Source organism: Pseudomonas cichorii (assembly GCF_019719005.1).
GTDB classification, from domain to species: Bacteria; Pseudomonadota; Gammaproteobacteria; order Pseudomonadales; family Pseudomonadaceae; genus Aquipseudomonas; species Aquipseudomonas cichorii_E.
Genome location: NZ_JAIGPJ010000001.1, coordinates 46,761 through 66,016, shown reverse-complemented (window position 1 = coordinate 66,016; position 19,256 = coordinate 46,761). Strand labels below are relative to the sequence as shown.

Here is a 19,256-nt window from a genome sequence, read left to right as displayed (position 1 = left end):
AAGGGAAGCGTCATGTCTTTTGCCGTGATTCAGATGGTCAGCCAGAGCGACGTGCAGGGCAATCTTGCCCAGGCTCGCAGGCTGTTGGAGCAAGCAGCCGAAAGCGGTGCGCGCCTTGCGGTGTTGCCCGAGAACTTTGCCGCCATGGGGCGTCGTGACGTTGCCGATATCGGCCGCGCCGAGGCCAGTGGGCAAGGCCCGATCCTGCCGTGGTTGAAACTGGCTGCCCGTGACCTCAAGTTATGGATTGTCGCCGGAACATTGCCACTGCCGCCCGATGACCAGCCCGAGGGCAAGGTCACGGCCTGCTCGCTGCTGGTGGACGAGCAGGGCGAGCAGGTTGCCCGCTATGACAAGCTGCATCTGTTTGATGTGGACGTCGCGGACAATCGCGGTCGCTATCGTGAATCCGATGACTATGCTCATGGAAACAACTTGGTTGTTGCCGACACACCCGTAGGCCGGTTGGGCCTGAGTGTCTGTTACGACCTGCGCTTCCCGGAGCTTTACACCGCCCTGCGCGAAGCCGGGGCTGAATTGATTACCGCGCCGTCGGCCTTCACGGCAGTGACCGGCGCGGCGCATTGGGAAGTCCTGATCAGGGCGCGCGCCATCGAAACCCAGTGTTATCTGCTGGCGGCTGCCCAGGGTGGGACTCATCCGGGGCCTCGGGAAACTTACGGGCACGCGGCAATTGTCGATCCATGGGGTCGCGTGCTGAGTCGGCAGGAACAGGGTGAAGCTGTGCTGCTGGCTGAACGGGACAATGAAGAACAGGCGTCCATACGGGCGCGGATGCCGGTGTCCAGTCACCGGCGCTTTTTTTCGCAGGACGCCGTGCGGCCTGCTTCGGAGTGAATATGAGTGGCTTGTCCTCTGTCAGCGAACATCTTCTGGCGCCCGGTGGCTTGACGCTGGATAGCCTGCAATCGGTTCTGGGCGAGCTGGCCGGCCCGGGAATCGATGCGGCTGACCTCTACTTTCAGGGGATGATCTCGGAGTCCTGGTCTCTTGAGGACGGCATCGTCAAGGAAGGCAGTTTCAACCTTGACCAGGGTGTCGGCGTGCGTGCGCAGTCGGGTGAGAAAACCGGTTTCGCCTACAGTAACGCGATCACTCTGGAAGCCTTGAACACGGCGGCTCGTGCCGCTCGCTCGATTTCCCGTGCAGGCCAGAATGGCCGGGTTCAGGCATTCACTTCTCAGGATGTTGCCCGCTTGTATGCGCCGGATAACCCGCTGGAAGTGCTGACCCGTGCCGAGAAGGTCGAACTGCTCAAGAGCGTCGATGTTGCCACCCGCGCCCTTGATCCGCGTATCCAGAAGGTGTCGGTGAGCATGTCTGGCGTCTGGGAGCAGGTTCTGGTGGCTGCCGCCGATGGCACGCTCGCCTCCGATGTGCGGCCGCTGGTGCGTTTCAATGTCAGCGTTATCGTCGAGCAGAACGGTCGTCGCGAGCGCGGTGGTCATGGTGGCGGCGGACGTACCGACTACCGTTATTTCCTCGCTGAAGACCGCGCCATGGGCTACGCCCGCGAGGCGCTGCGTCAGGCACTGGTCAACCTTGAAGCGATTCCGGCACCGGCGGGCACCTTGCCTGTGGTGCTGGGTTCCGGCTGGTCCGGTGTACTGCTGCACGAGGCGGTCGGGCATGGCCTGGAAGGCGACTTCAACCGCAAGGGCAGTTCAGCCTACAGCGGCCGGATGGGCGAAAAGGTCGCCTCCAGCCTTTGCACCATCGTCGATGACGGAACGCTGGCCGGGCGTCGTGGCTCGCTGAGCGTGGACGACGAAGGCACGCCGACCGAATGCACGACCCTGATCGAGAATGGCATTCTCAAGGGCTACATGCAGGACAAGCTCAATGCGCGCCTGATGGGCGTCGCCCGTACGGGCAACGGTCGTCGCGAATCCTATGCACACCTGCCGATGCCACGCATGACCAACACCTACATGCTGGGCGGCGAGAGTGATCCACAGGAAATCATCGCGTCGGTGAAGAAAGGTATTTATTGCGCCAACCTGGGCGGTGGTCAGGTCGACATCACCAGCGGCAAGTTCGTGTTTTCCACCAGCGAAGCCTACCTGATCGAAGACGGCAAGATCACCGCTCCGGTCAAAGGCGCGACCCTGATCGGCAACGGGCCGGAAGCCATGAGTCGAGTGTCGATGGTCGGCAACGACATGTCTCTGGACAGCGGTGTGGGCGTCTGCGGAAAGGATGGCCAGTCAGTACCGGTAGGTGTTGGTCAGCCGACCCTGAAGATCGATGCGATCACGGTCGGTGGCACTGGCGGGTGAGGATGTGACGGGGCTGACCCTTGCGGTCAGCCCCAGGGTCGTGATCAACGCAGACCGCGTTGAATCTCGTCCAGGTCACGGATGTATTTGAAGATTTTGCGGCTGGTGGCCGGCGGTTTGTTGCGTGCAACTTCGTGTTGAGCCTGACGGATCAATGAGCGCAGTTGCTGGCGGTCAGCGTCCGGGTAGTCGATGACGAACTTTTCCAGGTCGTCGTCGTTGCCCGAGATCAAGCGATCACGCCAGCGCTCCAGAGCGTGGAAGCGTTCGTTGTACTGGCGAGTGGAGGCATCGAGTTGGTCCAGTAATTCCAGAATGGCTTCCTGGTCCTGATCGCGCATCAGCTTGCCGATGAACTGGATGTGGCGCTTGCGGGCAATGTGCGCGGTGTGCTTCGGCGCATCCGCCAGAGCCTTGCGCAAGGCGTCGGTCAGAGGCAGCTTGGCCAGTACATCGGGTTTGAATGTCGTCAGTCGCTCGCCAAGATCAACCAGAGCATGCAGCTCGCGTTTTACCTGGCTTTTGCTTTTCTCCCCGTCGAGGGAGTCGTCGTAAGAATCAACCATGGGGGCCGTCCGCAAATAAACGCCGCCATGATAACCAGTCGAGGGCCGCTTGTCCGGTCCGGTCGGTATTCGGCGTGTGCCGAAAGCAGAATTTGATGGAGAAAATCATGAGTGCAACCCAAAGCGTCGGCCCTCAGGCCTTGCCCGAACTGCAGGAACAGGTCGAGCAGATCATTGCCGAAGCCAGGCGCCAGGGCGCCAGTGCCTGTGAAGTTGCCGTGTCGCTGGAGCAGGGGCTGTCGACATCCGTTCGTCAGCGCGAAGTGGAAACCGTAGAGTTCAACCGCGACCAGGGGTTTGGTATCACCTTGTACCTGGGGCAGCGCAAAGGCTCGGCCAGCACCTCGGCCAGTGGCGCAGGCGCGATTCGCGAAACCGTGGCAGCAGCCTTGGCCATCGCCAAACATACTTCCGAGGACGAAAGCTCCGGTCTGGCCGATGCCGCGTTGATGGCCAAAGAGAACAAGGATTTCGATCTGTTCCATGCCTGGGATATCACGCCCGAGCAGGCCATCGAGCAGGCCTTGATCTGTGAAGCCGCAGCCTTTGACGCCGACAGCCGTATCAAGAACGCCGATGGCACCACGCTCAACACCCATCAGGCTTGCCGGGTCTATGGCAACAGCAATGGTTTCGTCGGTGGTTACGCTTCGACACGTCACAGCCTCAGTTGCGTGATGATCGCCGAAGGTGAAGGCCAGATGCAGCGTGATTACTGGTATGACGTCAACCGTATCGGCACTCTGCTGGCAGATCCCCAGAGCATTGGTCGCAAGGCTGCACAACGTGCTGCCAGTCGTCTGGGCGCGCGTCCTGTTCCGACCTGCGAGGTTCCGGTGCTGTTCTCGGCCGAGATGGCGGGCGGCCTGTTCGGCAGCCTGTTGTCAGCCATTGCCGGTGGCAACCTGTACCGCAAGTCTTCCTTCCTGGAAGGCACGTTGGGGGAGCGGCTGTTCCCCGAGTGGCTGACCATTGATGAGCGTCCGCACCTGATGCGCGCCATGGGCAGCTCCGCTTTCGATGGCGATGGCCTGGCGACTTACGCCAAGCCGTTTGTGGAAAACGGCACGCTGGTTTCCTACATCCTGAGCACCTATTCAGGCCGCAAACTGGGCCTGCCCAGCACGGCGAACGCCGGTGGCGTGCATAACCTGTTCGTCACTCATGGCAGCGAAGATCAGGCTGCACTGATCCGTCGCATGGGGCGCGGCCTGTTGGTCACCGAATTGATGGGCAGTGGCCTGAACATCGTGACCGGTGATTACTCCCGTGGCGCGGCGGGTTTCTGGGTCGAGAATGGCGAGATCCAGTTCCCGGTTCAGGAAGTGACCATTGCCGGCAATATGCGTGAAATGTTCAAGCAGATTGTCGCGATTGGCAGCGATCTTGAACTGCGCAGCAACATTCGAACAGGCTCGGTGCTGATCGAGCGCATGACTGGGGCGGGTACCAAAATCCCCTCTCCGAAAATGACTCCGCTCCAAGGGGGGGACCGAATCCATTGCATCAAAACCATCCCTCCATTCCTCTTTTCATATCCTCCTCTTTCGGTTCGCTCAAACTACACACTTGTTTTGATTCTTAATCTCATTCAATAATGAATATCATTTCCGAAATGAGATGCGGTCATGGGGTCTGTGTTACACGAGCTGCCTTACCTGGAAAACTGGCGCGGTCTGAGTCTGCGGATTCGCTGTGCCCTTGAGCCTGATGAACCGCGCCTCATCGATCATTACCTGGCCGAAGGGCGCTATCTGGCGCGTTTCACGGCTACGCCACAGATGCTTATCGCCGAAACCACTTTCCGCCTGTTGATGGACACGGCACGCGACACGGTCTTGCCGTGGCACTGGCGCTGCCTGTGTCTGGATCAGGCCTGGCGGCCGTTGCGCGACGTAAAGGCGCTGGCTTCCACACCCGCACGACAGCAACGCTGGGCAGCCTGCGCGCATCAACTGGCGTCCTGCGTTTTGCAGCCTTCGATTTCTCTCACTGAACTGGTGCAAGGACATTCCGATGAGTAATACCCGTATCGAACGCGACAGCATGGGCGAATTGCAGGTCCCGGCAGAGGCCTTGTATGGCGCACAGACTCAGCGTGCGGTGGATAACTTTCCGATCAGCCAGCAGCGCATGCCAAAGCAGTTCATTCGTGCGCTGTTGCTGGCCAAGGCGGCAGCGGCTCAAGCCAACCTTGAGCTGGAGCAGATCAGCGAAGGGCAGAGCAAAGCCATAGTCAGCGCCGTGAAAGAGCTGCTGACCGGTGATTTCATGACTCACTTCCCGGTGGATATCTACCAGACGGGTTCCGGCACCAGCACCAACATGAACGCCAACGAGGTGATTGCCACCCTGGCGACCCGCGTGCTGGGTGAAACGGTCAATGCGAACGATCACGTCAACTGTGGCCAGAGCAGCAACGACATCATTCCGACTACCATTCACGTCAGCGCTGCCCTGGCCTTGCACGAACAACTGCTGCCGGCCCTGAATCATCTGGTTCAGGTCACCGAGCACAAGGCTGTGCAGGTACACGCCTTCGTCAAGACTGGGCGTACCCACTTGATGGATGCCATGCCGGTTCGCCTGAGCCAGGTCCTCAATGGTTGGGCTCAGCAGATCCGCGCCAACATCGAACATCTGCAAGGTCTGCAGCCAAGCCTGCAGGCCCTGGCTCAAGGCGGCACGGCAGTGGGCACCGGCATCAATGCGCATCCTGAATTCGCAAAGCGTTTCAGCACGCACCTGAGCGCTTTGAGTGGCGTGCAGTTCGAGCCGGGCAAGGATCTTTTTGCCCTGATCGGTTCCCAGGACACCGCCGTGGCCGTGTCCGGGCAGCTCAAGGCAACAGCTGTTTCCCTGATGAAAATCGCCAATGACCTGCGCTGGATGAACTCCGGCCCGCTGGCCGGGTTGGGTGAGATCGAGCTGCAGGCCTTGCAGCCGGGTTCGTCGATCATGCCGGGCAAGGTCAATCCGGTGATCCCGGAAGCGACCGCGATGGTTGCGGCGCAGGTCATCGGCAACGATGCGGCGATTACCGTGGCAGGGCAGTCCGGCAACTTCGAGCTGAACGTGATGCTGCCGATCATCGCCCAGAATCTGCTCAGTAGTATCGAATTACTGGCCAACTCCAGTCGTCTGCTGGCTGACAAAGCGATAGCCAGCTTCAAGGTCAACGAAGCTAAGCTCAAGGAAGCGTTGTCGCGTAATCCGATCCTGGTGACGGCGCTCAATCCGATCATCGGCTACCAGAAGGCCGCCGAAATCGCCAAGAAGGCGTACCAGCAAGGACGTCCGATCATCGATGTAGCCCTTGAACACACCGATTTGCAGCGTAGTCAGCTGGAAGTGCTGCTCAATCCCGAAAAACTCACTGCTGGCGGCATCTGATTCAAGCCCGCCTGGAGGTATGTCATGCAGCATTGGAAACGCACCATCGAACTGGCCAATCGCTGTTTCAACCAGGGTGAGTGGGTCGAGGCCCGCGAGCTTTACCTTCAGGCGCTGGCACTGGCTCAAGTGCTGTTTGAACGCTGGCCGGATGCCGACGAAGCGGTCGCGGCCTGTGTCATTTCCCATCACAACCTGGCCGATCTGCACCTGAGCCTGGGGCAGCCGGAGGAGAGCGCCGAGTATTTGTGCGCGATCCATCAACACCTGCTGCAAACCATGCAGGAACCGCGTCTGCCCAAGGCCTTGCGTGAGGCCGCGCTGCGCCACAGCAACAAGACCTATGCCGAACTGTTGGGCTTCATCAGCGAACACGGCGAATACCCAAGGACGCATAGATTGCTGAACAGCAACGGCGAGCATACGCGCTCATCGTTGCAGCGAGATTCAGCCGCCACTCCTGGCCTTTTCTACGGAGCACATTGATATGCCTTATACCTTGCCTGCACTACCTTACGCCTACGACGCCCTGGAACCGCACATTGATGCGCAAACCATGGAAATCCATTACACCAAACACCATCAGACCTACATCAACAACCTCAACGCCGCTGTCGAGGGCACCGAGTTCGCTGAGTGGCCAATCGAGAAACTGGTGGCCAGCGTCCAGCAATTGCCTGAAAAACTGCGCCCGGCGGTGATCAATCAAGGTGGCGGCCATGCCAACCACACCCTGTTCTGGACCGTCATGGTTCCTGGCGGCGGTGGTCTTCCTCAAGGTGAGGTTGCCAAGGCTATCGATGAGCAACTGGGCGGTTTCGACAGTTTCAAGGACGCTTTCACCAAAGCGGCCCTGACCCGTTTCGGTAGTGGCTGGGCCTGGCTGAGCGTGACGCCCGAGAAAAAGCTCGTGGTGGAAAGCAGCGGTAACCAGGACAGCCCGTTGATGAACGGCAACACGCCGATCCTCGGCCTGGACGTCTGGGAACACGCTTACTACCTGCTCTACCAGAACCGTCGCCCCGAATACATCAACGCGTTCTACAACGTGGTCAACTGGGATGAGGTATCCCGGCGCTACCAGGCCGCTGTGGCCTGATTCTCCAATAAAGACCTAAGGCAGTTTATGCGTTCGGAAATACTTACAGTCAGCAGCGTGCGGTTGTTTCGTCTGGCGATCGGGACAGTTCTGCTGTTGGCCGGCATGGCATTGCTGGGCGCACAAGGGCTGGCCTGGCTCGACCTTGAGCCGCGCCTGATGCGGGCGCTGGAAGGCGGCGCGATCTGTGCGTTGGGCACGGCATTGGGGGCGGTCCCGGTACTGGTGATCCGTAACATGCCGATCATGGTGTCCGATGGACTGCTCGGCTTCGGTGCTGGTGTCATGCTGGCAGCGACGGCGTTTTCCCTGATTGTGCCGGGACTTGAAGCTGCCGAAGGTCTTGGTTTTTCGGCCTGGGGCGCGGGTGGCCTGATCAGCGCGGGCATTGTGCTGGGAGCCTTGTGCCTGTTCATGGTCGATTACAGCGTCTCCAGAGGCTCGCCATTGAGCGGCACTCCCGAACATCCTGTGATTGCTCCACGAATCTGGCTGTTCGTGATTGCCATCGTGGCTCACAACATCCCGGAAGGCATGGCGATTGGCGTTTCGGCGGGTGGTGGCCTGTCGGAGGCTGATAGCCTGGCCATCGGCATTGCCTTGCAGGACGTCCCCGAAGGGCTGGTGATCGCCATGGTGCTGGCAGGTGCTGGAATGTCGCGCGGCAAGGCGTTCCTGATTGGCGCGGCTTCCGGCCTCGTCGAACCCCTCTTTGCCCTGCTCGGTGCCTGGCTGGTGGGCATTGCCGAGCAACTGCTACCATTCGGTCTGGCCCTGGCGGCTGGCGCAATGCTGCTGGTGGTGACCCATGAAATCATCCCTGAGTCCCGCCTGAACGGGCATAACAAGATTGCCAGTCTGGGATTGATTGCAGGTTTTTGCTTGATGATGGTGCTGGATACGGCGCTGGTTTGAAGGGGCAGCAGCCGTGAGAGCGCTGACAAAATTATTGTGTATCGTGTGTATTCTGCTTTGACGAAGTCATTATGCGTGTGTATCGTACACACCATAAGGCGTGATGAGTGGGCAGATGCGAAGTCGAGATTTGATTGAAATGATTGAGGCGGATGGATGGTTTGAAGTGGCGGTGAAGGGAAGCCATCATCAGTTCAAACATCCAACTAAAAAAGGCCGGGTGACTGTTCCACACCCCAAGTCTGAAATAGCTAAAGGAACGCTACACAACATATTGAAAAGCGCCGGCCTCAAGTGAGTTCGGAGTGACTACCGAGGTCCGGTAGGGTGTCAGTAAAGTAGTACTGGGCGACTGAGCGGCCTTACGGGGCTCTCAAACCTACAGTTACTGCTCTCAAGGGCTCTGTGTAACGAGCGCTTTAATTCTCAAGGGAGAATTACGTTAATGAAATTCCCGGTTGTAATACATAAAGATGCCGACTCTGATTTTAGTGTGACTGTGCCCGATGTGCCTGGCTGCTTCTCGGCCGGTACCACCTTCTCGCAAGCGCTTGAAAATGTACACGAAGCACTGGCGCTGCACCTGGAGGGGCTCGTTGCTGATGATGAGGCTTTACCTCAGGCGCAAGAAGTAGACGCGCATCTCGGTAATCCGGATTACGCAGATGGCATATGGGCTTTGGTTGACTTCGACTTGACTCCTTATCTGGGGAAGTCGGTGAGGTTTAACGCTTCTCTGCCAGAGCATCTTCTGAACAGGATTGATGAAAAGGTTCAGAAGGATCACCGCTACGCTTCGCGATCAGGCTTTCTGGCTACTGCTGCACTGCGCGAGTTGTGTGCCTGATTGAGGAATGTGCCAGTCAAGGTGAAGGGCGCGGCCAAGGTCCCTCCCATGGATTTTTCCCCAAGCTTCTTGACTGCCTGGCATTAGCCAATCGGTGCCTTACTCGCCCTCATCGAACTTGTTATTGATCAGTTCGATCAGCCCGTCCAGAGCTTCCTGCTCGCCTTCGCCTTCGGTCAGCAGGTGAATATCCGTGCCTTTGCCGGCAGCCAGCATCATCACGGCCATGATGCTCTTGCCGTCGACCATGCTCTCCGGTGAGCGGCCAACCCTGATCTGGCAAGGAAACTTGCCTGCTACGCCAACGAACTTGGCGGCTGCGCGGGCGTGCAGGCCCAGTTTGTTGATGATGGTGATTTGACGAGCGGGCATCGCAGTGAAAATCCTTCAGCTGAGGTCGCGGTGGCGGACCTGAACGTTCTTGAGTGATTGTTGCAGGACCTGACCCAGGCGCTCTGTCAGGTAGACGGAGCGGTGATGCCCGCCTGTGCAGCCAATGGCAATGGTGACGTATGAACGGTTGCTGGCAGCGAAACGAGGCAGCCATTTGTTGAGGTAGGAAAAAATGTCCTGGAACATCTCTTCGACATCAGGCTGTGCTGACAGGTATTCGACAACGGGGGCATCAAGGCCTGAGTGATCGCGCAGTTCCGGCTTCCAGTAAGGGTTGGGCAGGCAGCGCACATCGAACACCAGATCGGCATCGACCGGCATGCCGCGCTTGAAACCGAACGACTCGATCAGGAAGGCGGTACCGGCTTCTGGCCTGTTCAGCAGGCGAAGCTTGAGGGTGTCGCGTAGCTGATAGAGGTTCAGGTGCGTGGTGTTGATCTTGAGATCGGCCAGATCGATGATCGGTCCCAATAATGTCGTTTCGTCGTGTATGGCCTCAGCCAGCGATCGGTTCGCCGTGCTCAGCGGATGACGACGACGGGTTTCGGAGAAGCGTTTGAGCAGCGTCGCTTCGTCGGCGTCCAGGTAGAGCACGTCGCACTGGATATTGAGTGCACGAAGTTCGGCGAGGATCTGCGGGAAACGCGTCAGGTGGCTCGGGAGATTGCGTGCATCGATGGAGACTGCCAGCAGAGGCTCTGCCAGCTCGCTGTTCATCAGCGCACGCTCTGCCAGTTCTGGAAGGAGGCCGGCGGGAACGTTGTCCACGCAATAGAAACCGTTGTCTTCCAGCACATTCAGCGCTGTGCTCTTGCCAGAACCCGAACGACCACTCACGACGATCAGGCGCATGCTCAATGTCCGTTCTGTACGTCCAGTACCACTTGATAAAGCGTTTCACCGCTTTCGGCACTGCGTAGGCGGTCACGCACTTCAGTGCGGTCAAGCATGCTGGCTATCTGGCGCAGCAGCTCCAGGTGTTCATCGGTGGCCGCTTCCGGGACGAGCAGGACAAACAGCAGGTCGACCGGGGCACCATCGATGGCGTCGAAATCGATAGGCGATTCCAGGCGCATGACTGCGCTCACAGGTGTTTCACAGCCTGCAAGGCGGCAATGGGGGATGGCAATGCCGTTGCCAAAACCGGTAGATCCCAGTTTTTCGCGGGCAACAAGGCTTTCAAACACACTTTGCTGGTCCATGCTCGGTACTTCTCGACCGATCAGGTTGGCAATTTGTTCGAGTACACGTTTTTTACTGCCGCCCGACACGTTCACGCATGAACGGCCGGGGGTCAGGATGTTTTCAAGTCGGATCATTGGGATGAGTGTCAGCGAGCTGTCGCACCTTTAAGGATGTTCTGCTGCTTCTCCTTATGCTTGAGCAATTGTCTGTCGAGCTTATCAGTGAGAAGGTCGATGGCCGCGTACATGTCGTCATGTTCGGCGTTGGCTACGACCTCTCCACCATGGATGTGCAGTGTGGCTTCGATCTTCTGCTTGAGCTTCTCGACCGCCAGGGTGACCTGCACGTTAGTAATCTTGTCAAAATGCCCTTCGAGCTTCTTGAGCTTGAGCTCAACGTATTCGCGAAGGGGCTTGGTCACTTCCAGTTGGTGTCCACTGATATTGACTTGCATACAGCTTTCTCCTTTGCCAGTGCATAAAGAAGCAGGAGTTCATTCCTGCCGCTGGAACGCTGTGGCTCTGCCTGCATCACATCAGTCGCTTGCGTTCACTCGAAGGTGCAATTCCGAGAGACTCGCGGTACTTGGCAACTGTGCGACGGGCTACTTGAATGCCTTGTGCCTCCAGTAAACCAGCGATCTTGCTATCACTCAACGGCTTTTTCTGATTTTCCGCTGCAACCAGTTTCTTGATGATTGCGCGGATGGCCGTCGAAGAGCATTCCCCGCCTTCGGAGGTGCTGACGTGGCTGGAAAAGAAGTATTTCAGCTCGTAAATACCCCTTGGGGTATGCATGAACTTCTGGGTGGTCACGCGGGAAATCGTAGACTCGTGCATGCCCACCGCTTCGGCGATGTCGTGCAGGACGAGCGGCTTCATGGCCTCGTCGCCATACTCGAGAAAACCGCGCTGATGTTCGACGATCTGGGTGGCAACTTTCATCAGGGTTTCGTTGCGGCTCTGCAGGCTCTTGATGAACCAGCGGGCTTCCTGCAACTGATTGCGCATGAAGGTGTTGTCGGCGCTGGTGTCGGCCCGGCGCACAAAACCGGCGTATTGCGGGTTGACCCGCAGGCGCGGCACGGATTCCTGATTCAGCTCCACCAGCCAGCGTTCGTTGTCCTTGCGCACGATCACATCGGGCACGACATATTCGGCTTCGGTGGATTCGATCTGTGAGCCGGGGCGCGGGTTGAGGCTCTGGACCAGTTCGATGACCTGGCGCAGTTCGTCTTCCTTGAGCTTCATGCGACGCATGAGCTGGGTGTAGTCGCGACTGCCCAGCAGGTCGATGTAGTCGGTGACCAGGCGCTGGGCTTCGCTCAGCCAGCGGGTCTTGGCCGGTAGCTGGCGCAATTGCAGCAGCAGGCATTCGCTCAGGTTGCGGGCGCCGATACCGGCAGGCTCGAATTGCTGGATACGGTGCAGAACGGCTTCGATCTCGTCGAGTTCGATATCCAGTTCGGGATCGAAGGCTTCGACGATTTCTTCGAGGGTTTCGTCGAGATAGCCCTGGTTATTGATGCAGTCGATCAGGGTGACGGCAATCAGCCGGTCCTTGTCGGACATCGGCGCCACGTTCAATTGCCACAGCAGATGGCTCTGCAGGCTTTCGCCCGCGGACGTGCGGGTGGTGAAATCCCATTCGTCGTCATCGTTACTGGGCAGGCTGCTGGCGCTGGTCTGATAAACATCTTCCCAGGCGGTATCGACGGGCAATTCGTTTGGAATGCGCTCGTTCCATTCACCCTCTTCCAGGTTGTCCACAGTGGGTGCGGATTCCTGATAGCTGGGCTCCTGGATCTCGGTATTGGGCTTTTGCTCAATGTTGTCGGCCAGAGGGTCGGAGTTGTCGAAGTCCTCGCCTTCCTCCTGGCGTTCCAGCATAGGATTGGATTCCAGTGCTTCCTGAATCTCTTGCTGGAGGTCCAGGGTCGATAACTGGAGCAAGCGGATAGCCTGTTGCAGCTGCGGTGTCATCGTCAGCTGCTGGCCCATTCTCAAGACTAGCGATGGTTTCATGGCAGGGGCTAAACACCTTATTCGCCGGCGCACATGCGCCATCCACTACAGGGCGCCGAAGCGCCAACTTAAGCAAGTTATATGCCTGAATCTGAAGTGTTTGCCTAGAGCATCATGACAAAAAATGCATTGTCAACAGGATGCTTAGGCAAAGCTCGCATCAAGAGAGCTCACACAGGATCGACTACAGGCGGAACTCGTGGCCGAGGTAGACCTCTTTCACCAGTTGGTTGGCCAGAATGGTTTCCGAGTCGCCTTCGGCAATCAATTGCCCGTCGTTCACGATGTAGGCGGTTTCGCAGATATCCAGGGTTTCGCGCACGTTGTGATCGGTGATCAGCACGCCGATGCCCTTGGCTTTGAGGTGATGAATGATCTGTTTGATATCGCCCACCGAGATGGGGTCTACGCCTGCGAAAGGCTCGTCGAGCAGGATGAACTTGGGTGCGGTGGCCAGTGCCCGGGCAATTTCCACGCGGCGGCGCTCACCACCCGAAAGGCTCATGCCCAAGTTGTCGCGGATGTGGGTGATGTGGAATTCCTGAAGCAGGCTTTCCAGCTCCTTGCGACGTGCGGCTGAGTCGAGTTCCTTGCGGGTCTCGAGTATGGCCATGATGTTATCGGCTACGGACAGCTTGCGGAAGATCGAGGCTTCCTGAGGCAGATAGCCAATACCTGCGCGGGCGCGACCGTGCATCGGCTGGTGGCTGACATCGAGGTCATCGATCAGGACACGGCCCTGATCGGCCTGTACCAGACCGACGATCATGTAGAAGCAGGTCGTCTTGCCGGCGCCGTTGGGGCCGAGCAAGCCTACGATCTGACCGCTGTCGATGGACAGGCTTACGTCGCGTACGACCTGACGACTCTTGTAGCTTTTAGCCAGATGCTGGGCTTTAAGCGTCGCCATTTACTGGGCCTTCTGCTGTTCGGTTTTCTTTTTAGGCTGGATGACCATGTCGATCCGTGGGCGCGGTGCAGTCACTTTGGCGCCGCCATTGGCGCGGCCTGCGGTGACGACCTGCTTCACGGTGTCATAGACGATCTTCTCGCCTTCGGAGGTATTGCCGTCGTTGATGACCTTGGCCTTGTCGATCAGTACGATGCGATCCTGTGCCGCGTAATACTGGATGGTGACGCCATAGGCCTGCACGATCGGCTTGTCTACCGAGGGTTTCTGCTCGTAATAGGCCAGGTTGCCGACGGAGGTGAATACGTCGACTTCGCCCTGTGCGTTACGAGTGATGGTCACGGTATTACCGGTGATCTTCATCGAACCCTGAGTGATGATCACGTTGCCCTTGTAGGTGGCAACGCCTTTCTTGTCATCGAGCTGCGCATCGTCAGACTGGATGTGAATCGGCTGATCGCGGTCGGTTGGCAGGGACCAGGCGCTCGCGCTTCCCAGTGCTGCGCCCAGGCCGAGCAAAAAAGGAAGAGTTTTAACGAGACTCATACTGTCCTCTTACGTTGGACAGCAGGTCCATCCTGCCGTCGTTCAAATACGCTTTCATTCCCTTGGCTGTCGTTACACCGCCAGCGGCGTCGATTCTAACCACTTGCTCGGTCTGCGCATATTGCTTCTGTGGGAATACGGTCATACGACTGCTGGTAATGATAGTCGTACGCTGCTTTTCATCGGTACGTGCAACACGTACGGAGTCGATCAGTTCGACTTCGGTGCCGCCCGGCGAAACCTCGCCACGCTCGCTCTGTACATGCCACGGGAACAGGGTGCCGCGGTACATGTGCAGGTCGGGCTTGGTCAGCAGGGTGATGTCCGTGGCCTTGACGTGCTCGACCTTGTCGGCAGTCATGTCGTATTGCATCTTGCCGTCGGGCAGATACTGCACGCTATGGGCATTGATGGCGTAATAGTCGATGGCGGTGTCGTCGGTGGCGGCGACAGGCTGATCCATGAAGCTTTCCGGGCTGATGTTCCAGTAGCCGACTGCAGCAAGCAGCAGTGCCAGCACCCCGAAGGTCAGAATCGTGCGTATTTTCTTACTGAACATAGAAAAGGCTTCCATAAGGATGCATGGCGGGCTGCTTCAATGTTGCCCGGCGCACAGGCGACAAGTCTGGCAGATCGTTGCCCCGGCAGGTGATTTGTTCCTGATTCATAAAGAGCAGAAGAGTAGCCATTACATGACACCCGCTCGCAGCAGGTCCTGCAGGTTGAAGGCGCCGGTCGGGCGGTCATCGGCGTCGACGACGATCAGCGCGCCGATCTTGTGATCTTCCATGATTTTCAGGGCTTCGGCGGCGAGCATGTCTGCGCGGGCCGTCTTTCCATGAAGGGTCATGACTTCATCTATAGTGGTTTCGCGAATGTCGATCGGGCGATCCAGGGTGCGGCGCAGGTCGCCGTCGGTGAAAATTCCGGCCAGCTTGCCGTCGGCGTCGACGATTGCGGTCATGCCCAGGCCCTTGCGGGTCATTTCCAGCAGTGCATCGCGTAGCGGGGTGCCGCGCTGAACCTTGGGCAGGGCGTCGCCAGTGTGCATGACGTTCTCGACTTTGAGCAGCAGGCGTCGGCCCAGTGCGCCGCCGGGGTGCGAGAACGCGAAATCTTCTGCGGTGAAGCCGCGAGCTTCGAGCAGGGCAACGGCCAGGGCGTCGCCCATGACCAGGGCGGCGGTAGTCGAAGACGTGGGTGCCAGGTTCAGCGGGCAGGCTTCGTGTTCCACCTGGACGTTGAGGTTGACGTCGGCCGCCTTGGCCATGACCGAGTTCGGGTTGCCCGTCAGGCTGATCATCTGGATACCCAGGCGTTTGATCAGTGGCAGCAGGGTAACGATTTCATTGGTCGTGCCGGAGTTGGACAGGGCCAGAATGATGTCGTCGCGGGTAATCATGCCCATGTCGCCATGGCTGGCCTCGGCGGGATGCACGAAATAAGAGGTCGTGCCGGTGCTGGCCAGGGTCGCGGCGATCTTTCTGCCGATGTGTCCGGACTTGCCCATGCCGACCACTACGACGCGTCCCTTGCTGGCCAGAATCATTTCGCACGCGCGCACGAAATCGGCATCGAGATGGCCGAGCAAGCCTTGTATGGCTTCCATTTCGAGGCGGATGGTTCGTTGCGCGGATTGAGTCAGGTCGCTGGATCGGGTCATATCTTGAATTAGTCGGCTTGCTGAAAGGCGGCGATTATAGCGGTAATGTACGATTCCCTCACGTCTGATCGTCATGGAGTTGTATCTGGAGTGGCTTGTTCAGCCTTTCGTGGTTATTGCAAGGGCTGTTCTCAGGTTTATTTCAGCATGCACAGGGTGTCTGCAAGGTGCTGTGGGGTATCTAACAAACAGGTTCTCTTCTTGGGTGGCGTGCTGCTGCGGTGATATAGTGCGCGGCTTGTTCGGCTGGCCCGTGCTGTCTGTGTCTCGCGAGAGCCAGGCAGGAGAAGGGAGAAGCTGTATCGCAAGGAGTTTAGATGAGCGCCGATGACGCCTACGCGGTCGATTTGAAAGGAGTGTCCTTCAAACGCGGCACGCGCAGCATATTCACTGATGTCGATATTCGTATTCCCAAGGGGAAGGTCACCGGGATCATGGGGCCGTCCGGCTGTGGCAAGACGACCTTGCTTCGGCTCATGGGAGCGCAATTGCGGCCAAGTTCGGGCGAGGTCTGGGTCAATGGCCAGAACCTGCCCGAGCTGTCACGCAGCGACCTGTTCGATGCGCGCAAGAACATGGGTGTCCTGTTCCAGAGCGGCGCCTTGTTCACCGATCTCGATGTTTTCGAGAACGTCGCCTTTCCCTTGCGCGTTCACACCCAGTTGCCGGAAGAGATGATCCGCGACATTGTCCTGCTCAAGTTGCAGGCAGTGGGCTTGCGCGGTGCGCTCGAGCTGATGCCCGACGAGTTGTCCGGTGGCATGAAGCGTCGTGTGGCGCTTGCCCGTGCTATCGCCCTCGATCCGCAGATTCTGATGTACGACGAACCTTTTGTCGGGCAGGACCCGATAGCCATGGGCGTTCTGGTGCGTCTGATCCGCTTGCTCAACGATGCGCTGGGGATCACCAGTATCGTGGTGTCTCATGATCTTTCCGAGACAGCAAGTATCGCGGACTACCTTTACGTCGTCGGAGACGGACAGGTGTTGGGGCAGGGTACGCCGCAGGAACTGATGTCCTCGGATAATCCGCGCATTCGTCAGTTCATGACCGGCGAGCCGGATGGCCCCGTTCCGTTTCACTATCCGGCACCGGATTTTCGTGAAGATCTTTTGGGGAAGCGCTGATGCGCAATAAGTCATTGCTGGACCGTATTCGCCTGTTCGGGCGTTCGGCCATTGATACCGTTGCAGTGCTGGGGCGATCCGGCATCTTTCTGGGCCATGCCTTACTGGGGCGTGGCGGGATCGGCGGCGGTTTTTCGCTGCTGATCAAACAGTTGTACTCGGTGGGCGTGATGTCTTTGGTCATCATCGTCGTGTCGGGCATTTTCATCGGCATGGTACTGGCCCTTCAGGGTTTCAGTATCCTGGCCCGATACGGTTCGGAGCAGGCGGTAGGCCAGATGGTCGCCCTGACCCTGCTGCGCGAGTTGGGCCCCGTGGTGACAGCGCTTCTGTTTGCCGGGCGTGCCGGTTCCGCACTGACGGCGGAAATCGGCAACATGAAGTCCACCGAGCAGTTGTCCAGCCTTGAAATGATCGGTGTCGACCCTCTCAAGTACATCATTGCACCACGTCTGTGGGCCGGGTTCATTTCCCTGCCGCTGCTGGCGATCATCTTCAGTGTGGTCGGAATCTGGGGGGGCTCGTGGGTCGCAATCGACTGGCTGGGTGTCTATGAAGGCTCCTTCTGGTCGAACATGCAGAGCAGCGTTTCCTTCACCAGTGATGTGCTCAATGGTGTTATCAAAAGTGTCGTCTTTGCCTTCGTGGTGACCTGGATCGCTGTTTTCCAGGGCTATGACTGTGAACCCACTTCCGAGGGGATCAGCCGCGCCACGACCAAAACGGTTGTATATGCCTCACTGGCAGTGTTGGGCCTCGACTTTATTCTGACCGCCTTGATGTTTGGAGATTTCTGATGCAAAACCGTGCAATCGAAACCGGTGTCGGCCTGTTCCTGCTGGCCGGGATACTGGCTTTGCTATTGCTCGCCCTGCGTGTCAGCGGCTTGAGCGCCAGTGCGACCAATGACAGCTATAAACTTTACGCATACTTCGACAATATCGCCGGTTTGACTGTCAGAGCCAAGGTGAGCATGGCGGGTGTGCCGATCGGCCGGGTAACGGCAATCGATCTGGATCGTGACACCTTTACCGGTCGTGTAACGCTGGAGATCCAGAAAAAGGTGGATAACCTGCCTTCTGACTCCACCGCTTCGATCCTGACTTCCGGCTTGCTCGGTGAAAAATACATTGGTATCAGCGTGGGCGGTGACCAGTCCCTGCTCAAGGACGGCAGCACGATCCATGACACGCAGTCATCGCTTGTGCTGGAAGACCTGATCGGGAAATTCCTGCTCAATACCGTGAGTAAAGAAGCCAAATGAGGAGCTTTAAATGATCTCTATCCTGCGCCGTGGTCTGCTGGTGTTGCTGGCCGTGCTGCCGATGATGGCAAATGCGGCGGCAACTCCGTCCGCTCATGACCTGGTAGATCGCACCACCAAGGAGTTGCTGAGCGATCTGGCCAGCAACAAAGAGCAGTACAAATCCAATCCAGGCGCGTTTTACGATGCCTTGAACCGCATCGTTGGCCCGGTCGTGGATGCTGACGGCATTTCCAGAAGCATCATGACCGTCAAGTATTCGCGCAAGGCTACGCCTGAGCAGATGCAGCGTTTCCAGGAAAACTTCAAGCGCAGCCTGATGCAGTTCTATGGCAATGCGCTGCTGGAATACAACAATCAGGGCATTATCGTTTCTCCTGCCAAGGATGAGGGCGCTGATCGCACCAGCGTCGATATGCAGGTAAAAGGCAACAACGGCGCAGTTTATCCGGTTTCCTACACCCTTGAGAAAATCAACGGTGAGTGGAAAGTACGTAACGTGATCATCAATGGCATCAACATCGGCAAGCTGTTCCGTGACCAGTTCGCCGATGCCATGCAGCGTAATGGCAACGACCTGGACAAGACCATCGATGGCTGGGCAGGTGAAGTCGCCAAGGCCAAGGAAGTGACGACTGAAGCTGCGCAGAAGTCTGCGCAATGAGCGAGTCTGCCGTACGCTTTGGTTCGCCGGGGCAATTGCAGCTGACGGGCGTGCTGGATTACCGTAGCGGGCCGCAACTGCGCAAGCAGGGCGCGGCCCTCATCAAGTCCAGCGATGCGCCGAGCCTGATTCTGGACTGCTCCGGCGTGGTGAAGTCCAGCAGCGTAGGGCTTGCCCTGTTGCTGGCGTTCATGCGTGACGCCAGTGATGCGGGCAAGTCGGTCAGCGTGCAGTCATTGCCCGAGGATATGCAGGAAATTGCCCGTGTATCCGGCTTGAGCGAGCTTTTGGATATTCATTAATAGCGGTTATCGGGAAAGCCCTTTGTCTGGCACCCCTTCGTTGGGGTTCGCATAGCAT

General features: G+C 58.1%; 24 protein-coding genes and 1 pseudogene. 15 read left to right on the top strand and 10 right to left on the bottom strand.

Annotation, left to right across the window (positions count from 1 at the left end; genetic code table 11):
• The first annotated feature begins 12 nt into the window (after positions 1 to 12).
• Positions 13 to 858, top strand: coding sequence for a carbon-nitrogen hydrolase family protein (locus tag K5D32_RS00355; RefSeq protein WP_221598980.1), 846 nt, complete (start codon positions 13 to 15; stop codon positions 856 to 858).
• 2 nt (positions 859 to 860) lie between these two features.
• The gene (gene tldD, locus K5D32_RS00350; protein WP_221598979.1) at positions 861 to 2,300 is read left to right on the top strand and encodes a metalloprotease TldD; all 1,440 of its coding nucleotides are present in this window, start codon (positions 861 to 863) and stop codon (positions 2,298 to 2,300) included.
• A 44-nt stretch (positions 2,301 to 2,344) separates the two neighbouring features.
• Here the strand turns inward: tldD and yjgA are convergent, their stop codons facing one another.
• Positions 2,345 to 2,866 carry a ribosome biogenesis factor YjgA gene (gene yjgA / locus K5D32_RS00345; RefSeq protein WP_025261789.1) on the bottom strand — a complete coding sequence of 174 codons (522 nt, stop codon included), beginning with the start codon at positions 2,864 to 2,866 and terminating at the stop codon, positions 2,345 to 2,347.
• A gap of 107 nt (positions 2,867 to 2,973) precedes the next feature.
• On the opposite strand from yjgA, the pseudogene pmbA reads away from it, so the two are divergent.
• From pmbA to K5D32_RS00305, 8 genes and pseudogenes are all read left to right on the top strand, one after another.
• A pseudogene (gene pmbA / locus K5D32_RS00340) lies at positions 2,974 to 4,314 on the top strand (metalloprotease PmbA); the annotation flags it as partial.
• A 180-nt stretch (positions 4,315 to 4,494) separates the two neighbouring features.
• Positions 4,495 to 4,890, top strand: a complete 396-nt coding sequence (locus K5D32_RS00335; protein WP_200994630.1) for a FagA protein — start codon at positions 4,495 to 4,497, stop codon at positions 4,888 to 4,890.
• The gene (locus K5D32_RS00330) at positions 4,883 to 6,259 is read left to right on the top strand and encodes an aspartate ammonia-lyase (RefSeq protein ID WP_221598978.1); all 1,377 of its coding nucleotides are present in this window, start codon (positions 4,883 to 4,885) and stop codon (positions 6,257 to 6,259) included. Before K5D32_RS00335 ends, K5D32_RS00330 begins: the two co-directional genes overlap by 8 nt.
• Before the next feature lie 24 nt (positions 6,260 to 6,283).
• A complete protein-coding gene (locus tag K5D32_RS00325; RefSeq protein ID WP_221539854.1) occupies positions 6,284 to 6,745 on the top strand; it encodes a tetratricopeptide repeat protein in 462 nt (153 codons plus the stop codon).
• 1 nt (position 6,746) lies between these two features.
• Positions 6,747 to 7,358 carry a superoxide dismutase gene (locus K5D32_RS00320; RefSeq protein ID WP_221539856.1) on the top strand — a complete coding sequence of 204 codons (612 nt, stop codon included), beginning with the start codon at positions 6,747 to 6,749 and terminating at the stop codon, positions 7,356 to 7,358.
• Between the two features lie 27 nt (positions 7,359 to 7,385).
• On the top strand, positions 7,386 to 8,273 hold the full coding sequence (locus K5D32_RS00315; RefSeq protein WP_221578357.1) for a ZIP family metal transporter: 888 nt from the start codon (positions 7,386 to 7,388) through the stop codon (positions 8,271 to 8,273).
• A gap of 115 nt (positions 8,274 to 8,388) precedes the next feature.
• A complete protein-coding gene (locus K5D32_RS00310) occupies positions 8,389 to 8,571 on the top strand; it encodes a type II toxin-antitoxin system HicA family toxin (RefSeq protein ID WP_200994626.1) in 183 nt (60 codons plus the stop codon).
• Positions 8,572 to 8,718: 147 nt separating this feature from the next.
• The gene (locus tag K5D32_RS00305; RefSeq protein WP_221578358.1) at positions 8,719 to 9,120 is read left to right on the top strand and encodes a type II toxin-antitoxin system HicB family antitoxin; all 402 of its coding nucleotides are present in this window, start codon (positions 8,719 to 8,721) and stop codon (positions 9,118 to 9,120) included.
• Between the two features lie 99 nt (positions 9,121 to 9,219).
• Here the strand turns inward: K5D32_RS00305 and K5D32_RS00300 are convergent, their stop codons facing one another.
• The 9 genes from K5D32_RS00300 to K5D32_RS00260 form a co-directional block, all read right to left on the bottom strand.
• A complete protein-coding gene (locus tag K5D32_RS00300; protein ID WP_221578359.1) occupies positions 9,220 to 9,492 on the bottom strand; it encodes an HPr family phosphocarrier protein in 273 nt (90 codons plus the stop codon).
• Positions 9,493 to 9,507: 15 nt separating this feature from the next.
• A complete protein-coding gene (rapZ, locus tag K5D32_RS00295; protein ID WP_221578360.1) occupies positions 9,508 to 10,365 on the bottom strand; it encodes an RNase adapter RapZ in 858 nt (285 codons plus the stop codon).
• 2 nt (positions 10,366 to 10,367) lie between these two features.
• A complete protein-coding gene (gene ptsN / locus K5D32_RS00290) occupies positions 10,368 to 10,832 on the bottom strand; it encodes a PTS IIA-like nitrogen regulatory protein PtsN (protein ID WP_025261780.1) in 465 nt (154 codons plus the stop codon).
• 11 nt (positions 10,833 to 10,843) lie between these two features.
• Entirely contained in the window at positions 10,844 to 11,152 is a 309-nt protein-coding gene (hpf, locus tag K5D32_RS00285) for a ribosome hibernation-promoting factor, HPF/YfiA family (protein WP_025261779.1), read from the bottom strand.
• Positions 11,153 to 11,228: 76 nt separating this feature from the next.
• The gene (locus K5D32_RS00280; protein WP_025261778.1) at positions 11,229 to 12,722 is read right to left on the bottom strand and encodes an RNA polymerase factor sigma-54; all 1,494 of its coding nucleotides are present in this window, start codon (positions 12,720 to 12,722) and stop codon (positions 11,229 to 11,231) included.
• 184 nt (positions 12,723 to 12,906) lie between these two features.
• On the bottom strand, positions 12,907 to 13,632 hold the full coding sequence (gene lptB / locus K5D32_RS00275; protein WP_025261777.1) for an LPS export ABC transporter ATP-binding protein: 726 nt from the start codon (positions 13,630 to 13,632) through the stop codon (positions 12,907 to 12,909).
• Complete coding sequence (gene lptA, locus K5D32_RS00270; RefSeq protein ID WP_025261776.1) at positions 13,633 to 14,178, bottom strand: lipopolysaccharide transport periplasmic protein LptA; 546 nt, start codon at positions 14,176 to 14,178, stop codon at positions 13,633 to 13,635.
• Entirely contained in the window at positions 14,165 to 14,737 is a 573-nt protein-coding gene (lptC, locus tag K5D32_RS00265; RefSeq protein ID WP_025261775.1) for an LPS export ABC transporter periplasmic protein LptC, read from the bottom strand. The genes lptA and lptC overlap by 14 nt, the downstream gene beginning before the upstream one ends.
• A 129-nt stretch (positions 14,738 to 14,866) precedes the next feature.
• Positions 14,867 to 15,841 carry a KpsF/GutQ family sugar-phosphate isomerase gene (locus tag K5D32_RS00260; RefSeq protein ID WP_221578362.1) on the bottom strand — a complete coding sequence of 325 codons (975 nt, stop codon included), beginning with the start codon at positions 15,839 to 15,841 and terminating at the stop codon, positions 14,867 to 14,869.
• A 317-nt stretch (positions 15,842 to 16,158) separates the two neighbouring features.
• Here K5D32_RS00260 and K5D32_RS00255 point away from each other — a divergent pair, with 317 nt between their 5' ends.
• Genes K5D32_RS00255 through K5D32_RS00235 form a run of 5 tightly spaced genes read left to right on the top strand, consistent with a single transcriptional unit; the run spans position 16,159 to position 19,198 of the window.
• Positions 16,159 to 16,968, top strand: a complete 810-nt coding sequence (locus tag K5D32_RS00255) for an ATP-binding cassette domain-containing protein (RefSeq protein ID WP_025261773.1) — start codon at positions 16,159 to 16,161, stop codon at positions 16,966 to 16,968.
• Positions 16,968 to 17,765, top strand: coding sequence for a lipid asymmetry maintenance ABC transporter permease subunit MlaE (gene mlaE / locus K5D32_RS00250; protein ID WP_025261772.1), 798 nt, complete (start codon positions 16,968 to 16,970; stop codon positions 17,763 to 17,765). The genes K5D32_RS00255 and mlaE overlap by 1 nt, the downstream gene beginning before the upstream one ends.
• Positions 17,765 to 18,232, top strand: a complete 468-nt coding sequence (mlaD, locus tag K5D32_RS00245; RefSeq protein ID WP_025261771.1) for an outer membrane lipid asymmetry maintenance protein MlaD — start codon at positions 17,765 to 17,767, stop codon at positions 18,230 to 18,232. Before mlaE ends, mlaD begins: the two co-directional genes overlap by 1 nt.
• 10 nt (positions 18,233 to 18,242) lie before the next feature.
• Positions 18,243 to 18,896, top strand: a complete 654-nt coding sequence (locus tag K5D32_RS00240) for a phospholipid-binding protein MlaC (protein ID WP_221578363.1) — start codon at positions 18,243 to 18,245, stop codon at positions 18,894 to 18,896.
• Entirely contained in the window at positions 18,893 to 19,198 is a 306-nt protein-coding gene (locus tag K5D32_RS00235) for a lipid asymmetry maintenance protein MlaB (RefSeq protein WP_221598977.1), read from the top strand. Before K5D32_RS00240 ends, K5D32_RS00235 begins: the two co-directional genes overlap by 4 nt.
• The last annotated feature ends 58 nt before the right edge of the window (positions 19,199 to 19,256 follow it).

Coding starts and splice junctions, on each gene's coding strand:
- K5D32_RS00355 (WP_221598980.1), top strand. CDS start 13: ATGTCTTTTGCCGTGATTCAGATGGTCAGCCAGAGCGACGTGCAGGGC.
- tldD (WP_221598979.1), top strand. CDS start 861: ATGAGTGGCTTGTCCTCTGTCAGCGAACATCTTCTGGCGCCCGGTGGC.
- yjgA (WP_025261789.1), bottom strand. CDS start 2,866: ATGGTTGATTCTTACGACGACTCCCTCGACGGGGAGAAAAGCAAAAGC.
- K5D32_RS00335 (WP_200994630.1), top strand. CDS start 4,495: ATGGGGTCTGTGTTACACGAGCTGCCTTACCTGGAAAACTGGCGCGGT.
- K5D32_RS00330 (WP_221598978.1), top strand. CDS start 4,883: ATGAGTAATACCCGTATCGAACGCGACAGCATGGGCGAATTGCAGGTC.
- K5D32_RS00325 (WP_221539854.1), top strand. CDS start 6,284: ATGCAGCATTGGAAACGCACCATCGAACTGGCCAATCGCTGTTTCAAC.
- K5D32_RS00320 (WP_221539856.1), top strand. CDS start 6,747: ATGCCTTATACCTTGCCTGCACTACCTTACGCCTACGACGCCCTGGAA.
- K5D32_RS00315 (WP_221578357.1), top strand. CDS start 7,386: ATGCGTTCGGAAATACTTACAGTCAGCAGCGTGCGGTTGTTTCGTCTG.
- K5D32_RS00310 (WP_200994626.1), top strand. CDS start 8,389: ATGCGAAGTCGAGATTTGATTGAAATGATTGAGGCGGATGGATGGTTT.
- K5D32_RS00305 (WP_221578358.1), top strand. CDS start 8,719: ATGAAATTCCCGGTTGTAATACATAAAGATGCCGACTCTGATTTTAGT.
- K5D32_RS00300 (WP_221578359.1), bottom strand. CDS start 9,492: ATGCCCGCTCGTCAAATCACCATCATCAACAAACTGGGCCTGCACGCC.
- rapZ (WP_221578360.1), bottom strand. CDS start 10,365: ATGCGCCTGATCGTCGTGAGTGGTCGTTCGGGTTCTGGCAAGAGCACA.
- ptsN (WP_025261780.1), bottom strand. CDS start 10,832: ATGATCCGACTTGAAAACATCCTGACCCCCGGCCGTTCATGCGTGAAC.
- hpf (WP_025261779.1), bottom strand. CDS start 11,152: ATGCAAGTCAATATCAGTGGACACCAACTGGAAGTGACCAAGCCCCTT.
- K5D32_RS00280 (WP_025261778.1), bottom strand. CDS start 12,722: ATGAAACCATCGCTAGTCTTGAGAATGGGCCAGCAGCTGACGATGACA.
- lptB (WP_025261777.1), bottom strand. CDS start 13,632: ATGGCGACGCTTAAAGCCCAGCATCTGGCTAAAAGCTACAAGAGTCGT.
- lptA (WP_025261776.1), bottom strand. CDS start 14,178: ATGAGTCTCGTTAAAACTCTTCCTTTTTTGCTCGGCCTGGGCGCAGCA.
- lptC (WP_025261775.1), bottom strand. CDS start 14,737: ATGTTCAGTAAGAAAATACGCACGATTCTGACCTTCGGGGTGCTGGCA.
- K5D32_RS00260 (WP_221578362.1), bottom strand. CDS start 15,841: ATGACCCGATCCAGCGACCTGACTCAATCCGCGCAACGAACCATCCGC.
- K5D32_RS00255 (WP_025261773.1), top strand. CDS start 16,159: ATGAGCGCCGATGACGCCTACGCGGTCGATTTGAAAGGAGTGTCCTTC.
- mlaE (WP_025261772.1), top strand. CDS start 16,968: ATGCGCAATAAGTCATTGCTGGACCGTATTCGCCTGTTCGGGCGTTCG.
- mlaD (WP_025261771.1), top strand. CDS start 17,765: ATGCAAAACCGTGCAATCGAAACCGGTGTCGGCCTGTTCCTGCTGGCC.
- K5D32_RS00240 (WP_221578363.1), top strand. CDS start 18,243: ATGATCTCTATCCTGCGCCGTGGTCTGCTGGTGTTGCTGGCCGTGCTG.
- K5D32_RS00235 (WP_221598977.1), top strand. CDS start 18,893: ATGAGCGAGTCTGCCGTACGCTTTGGTTCGCCGGGGCAATTGCAGCTG.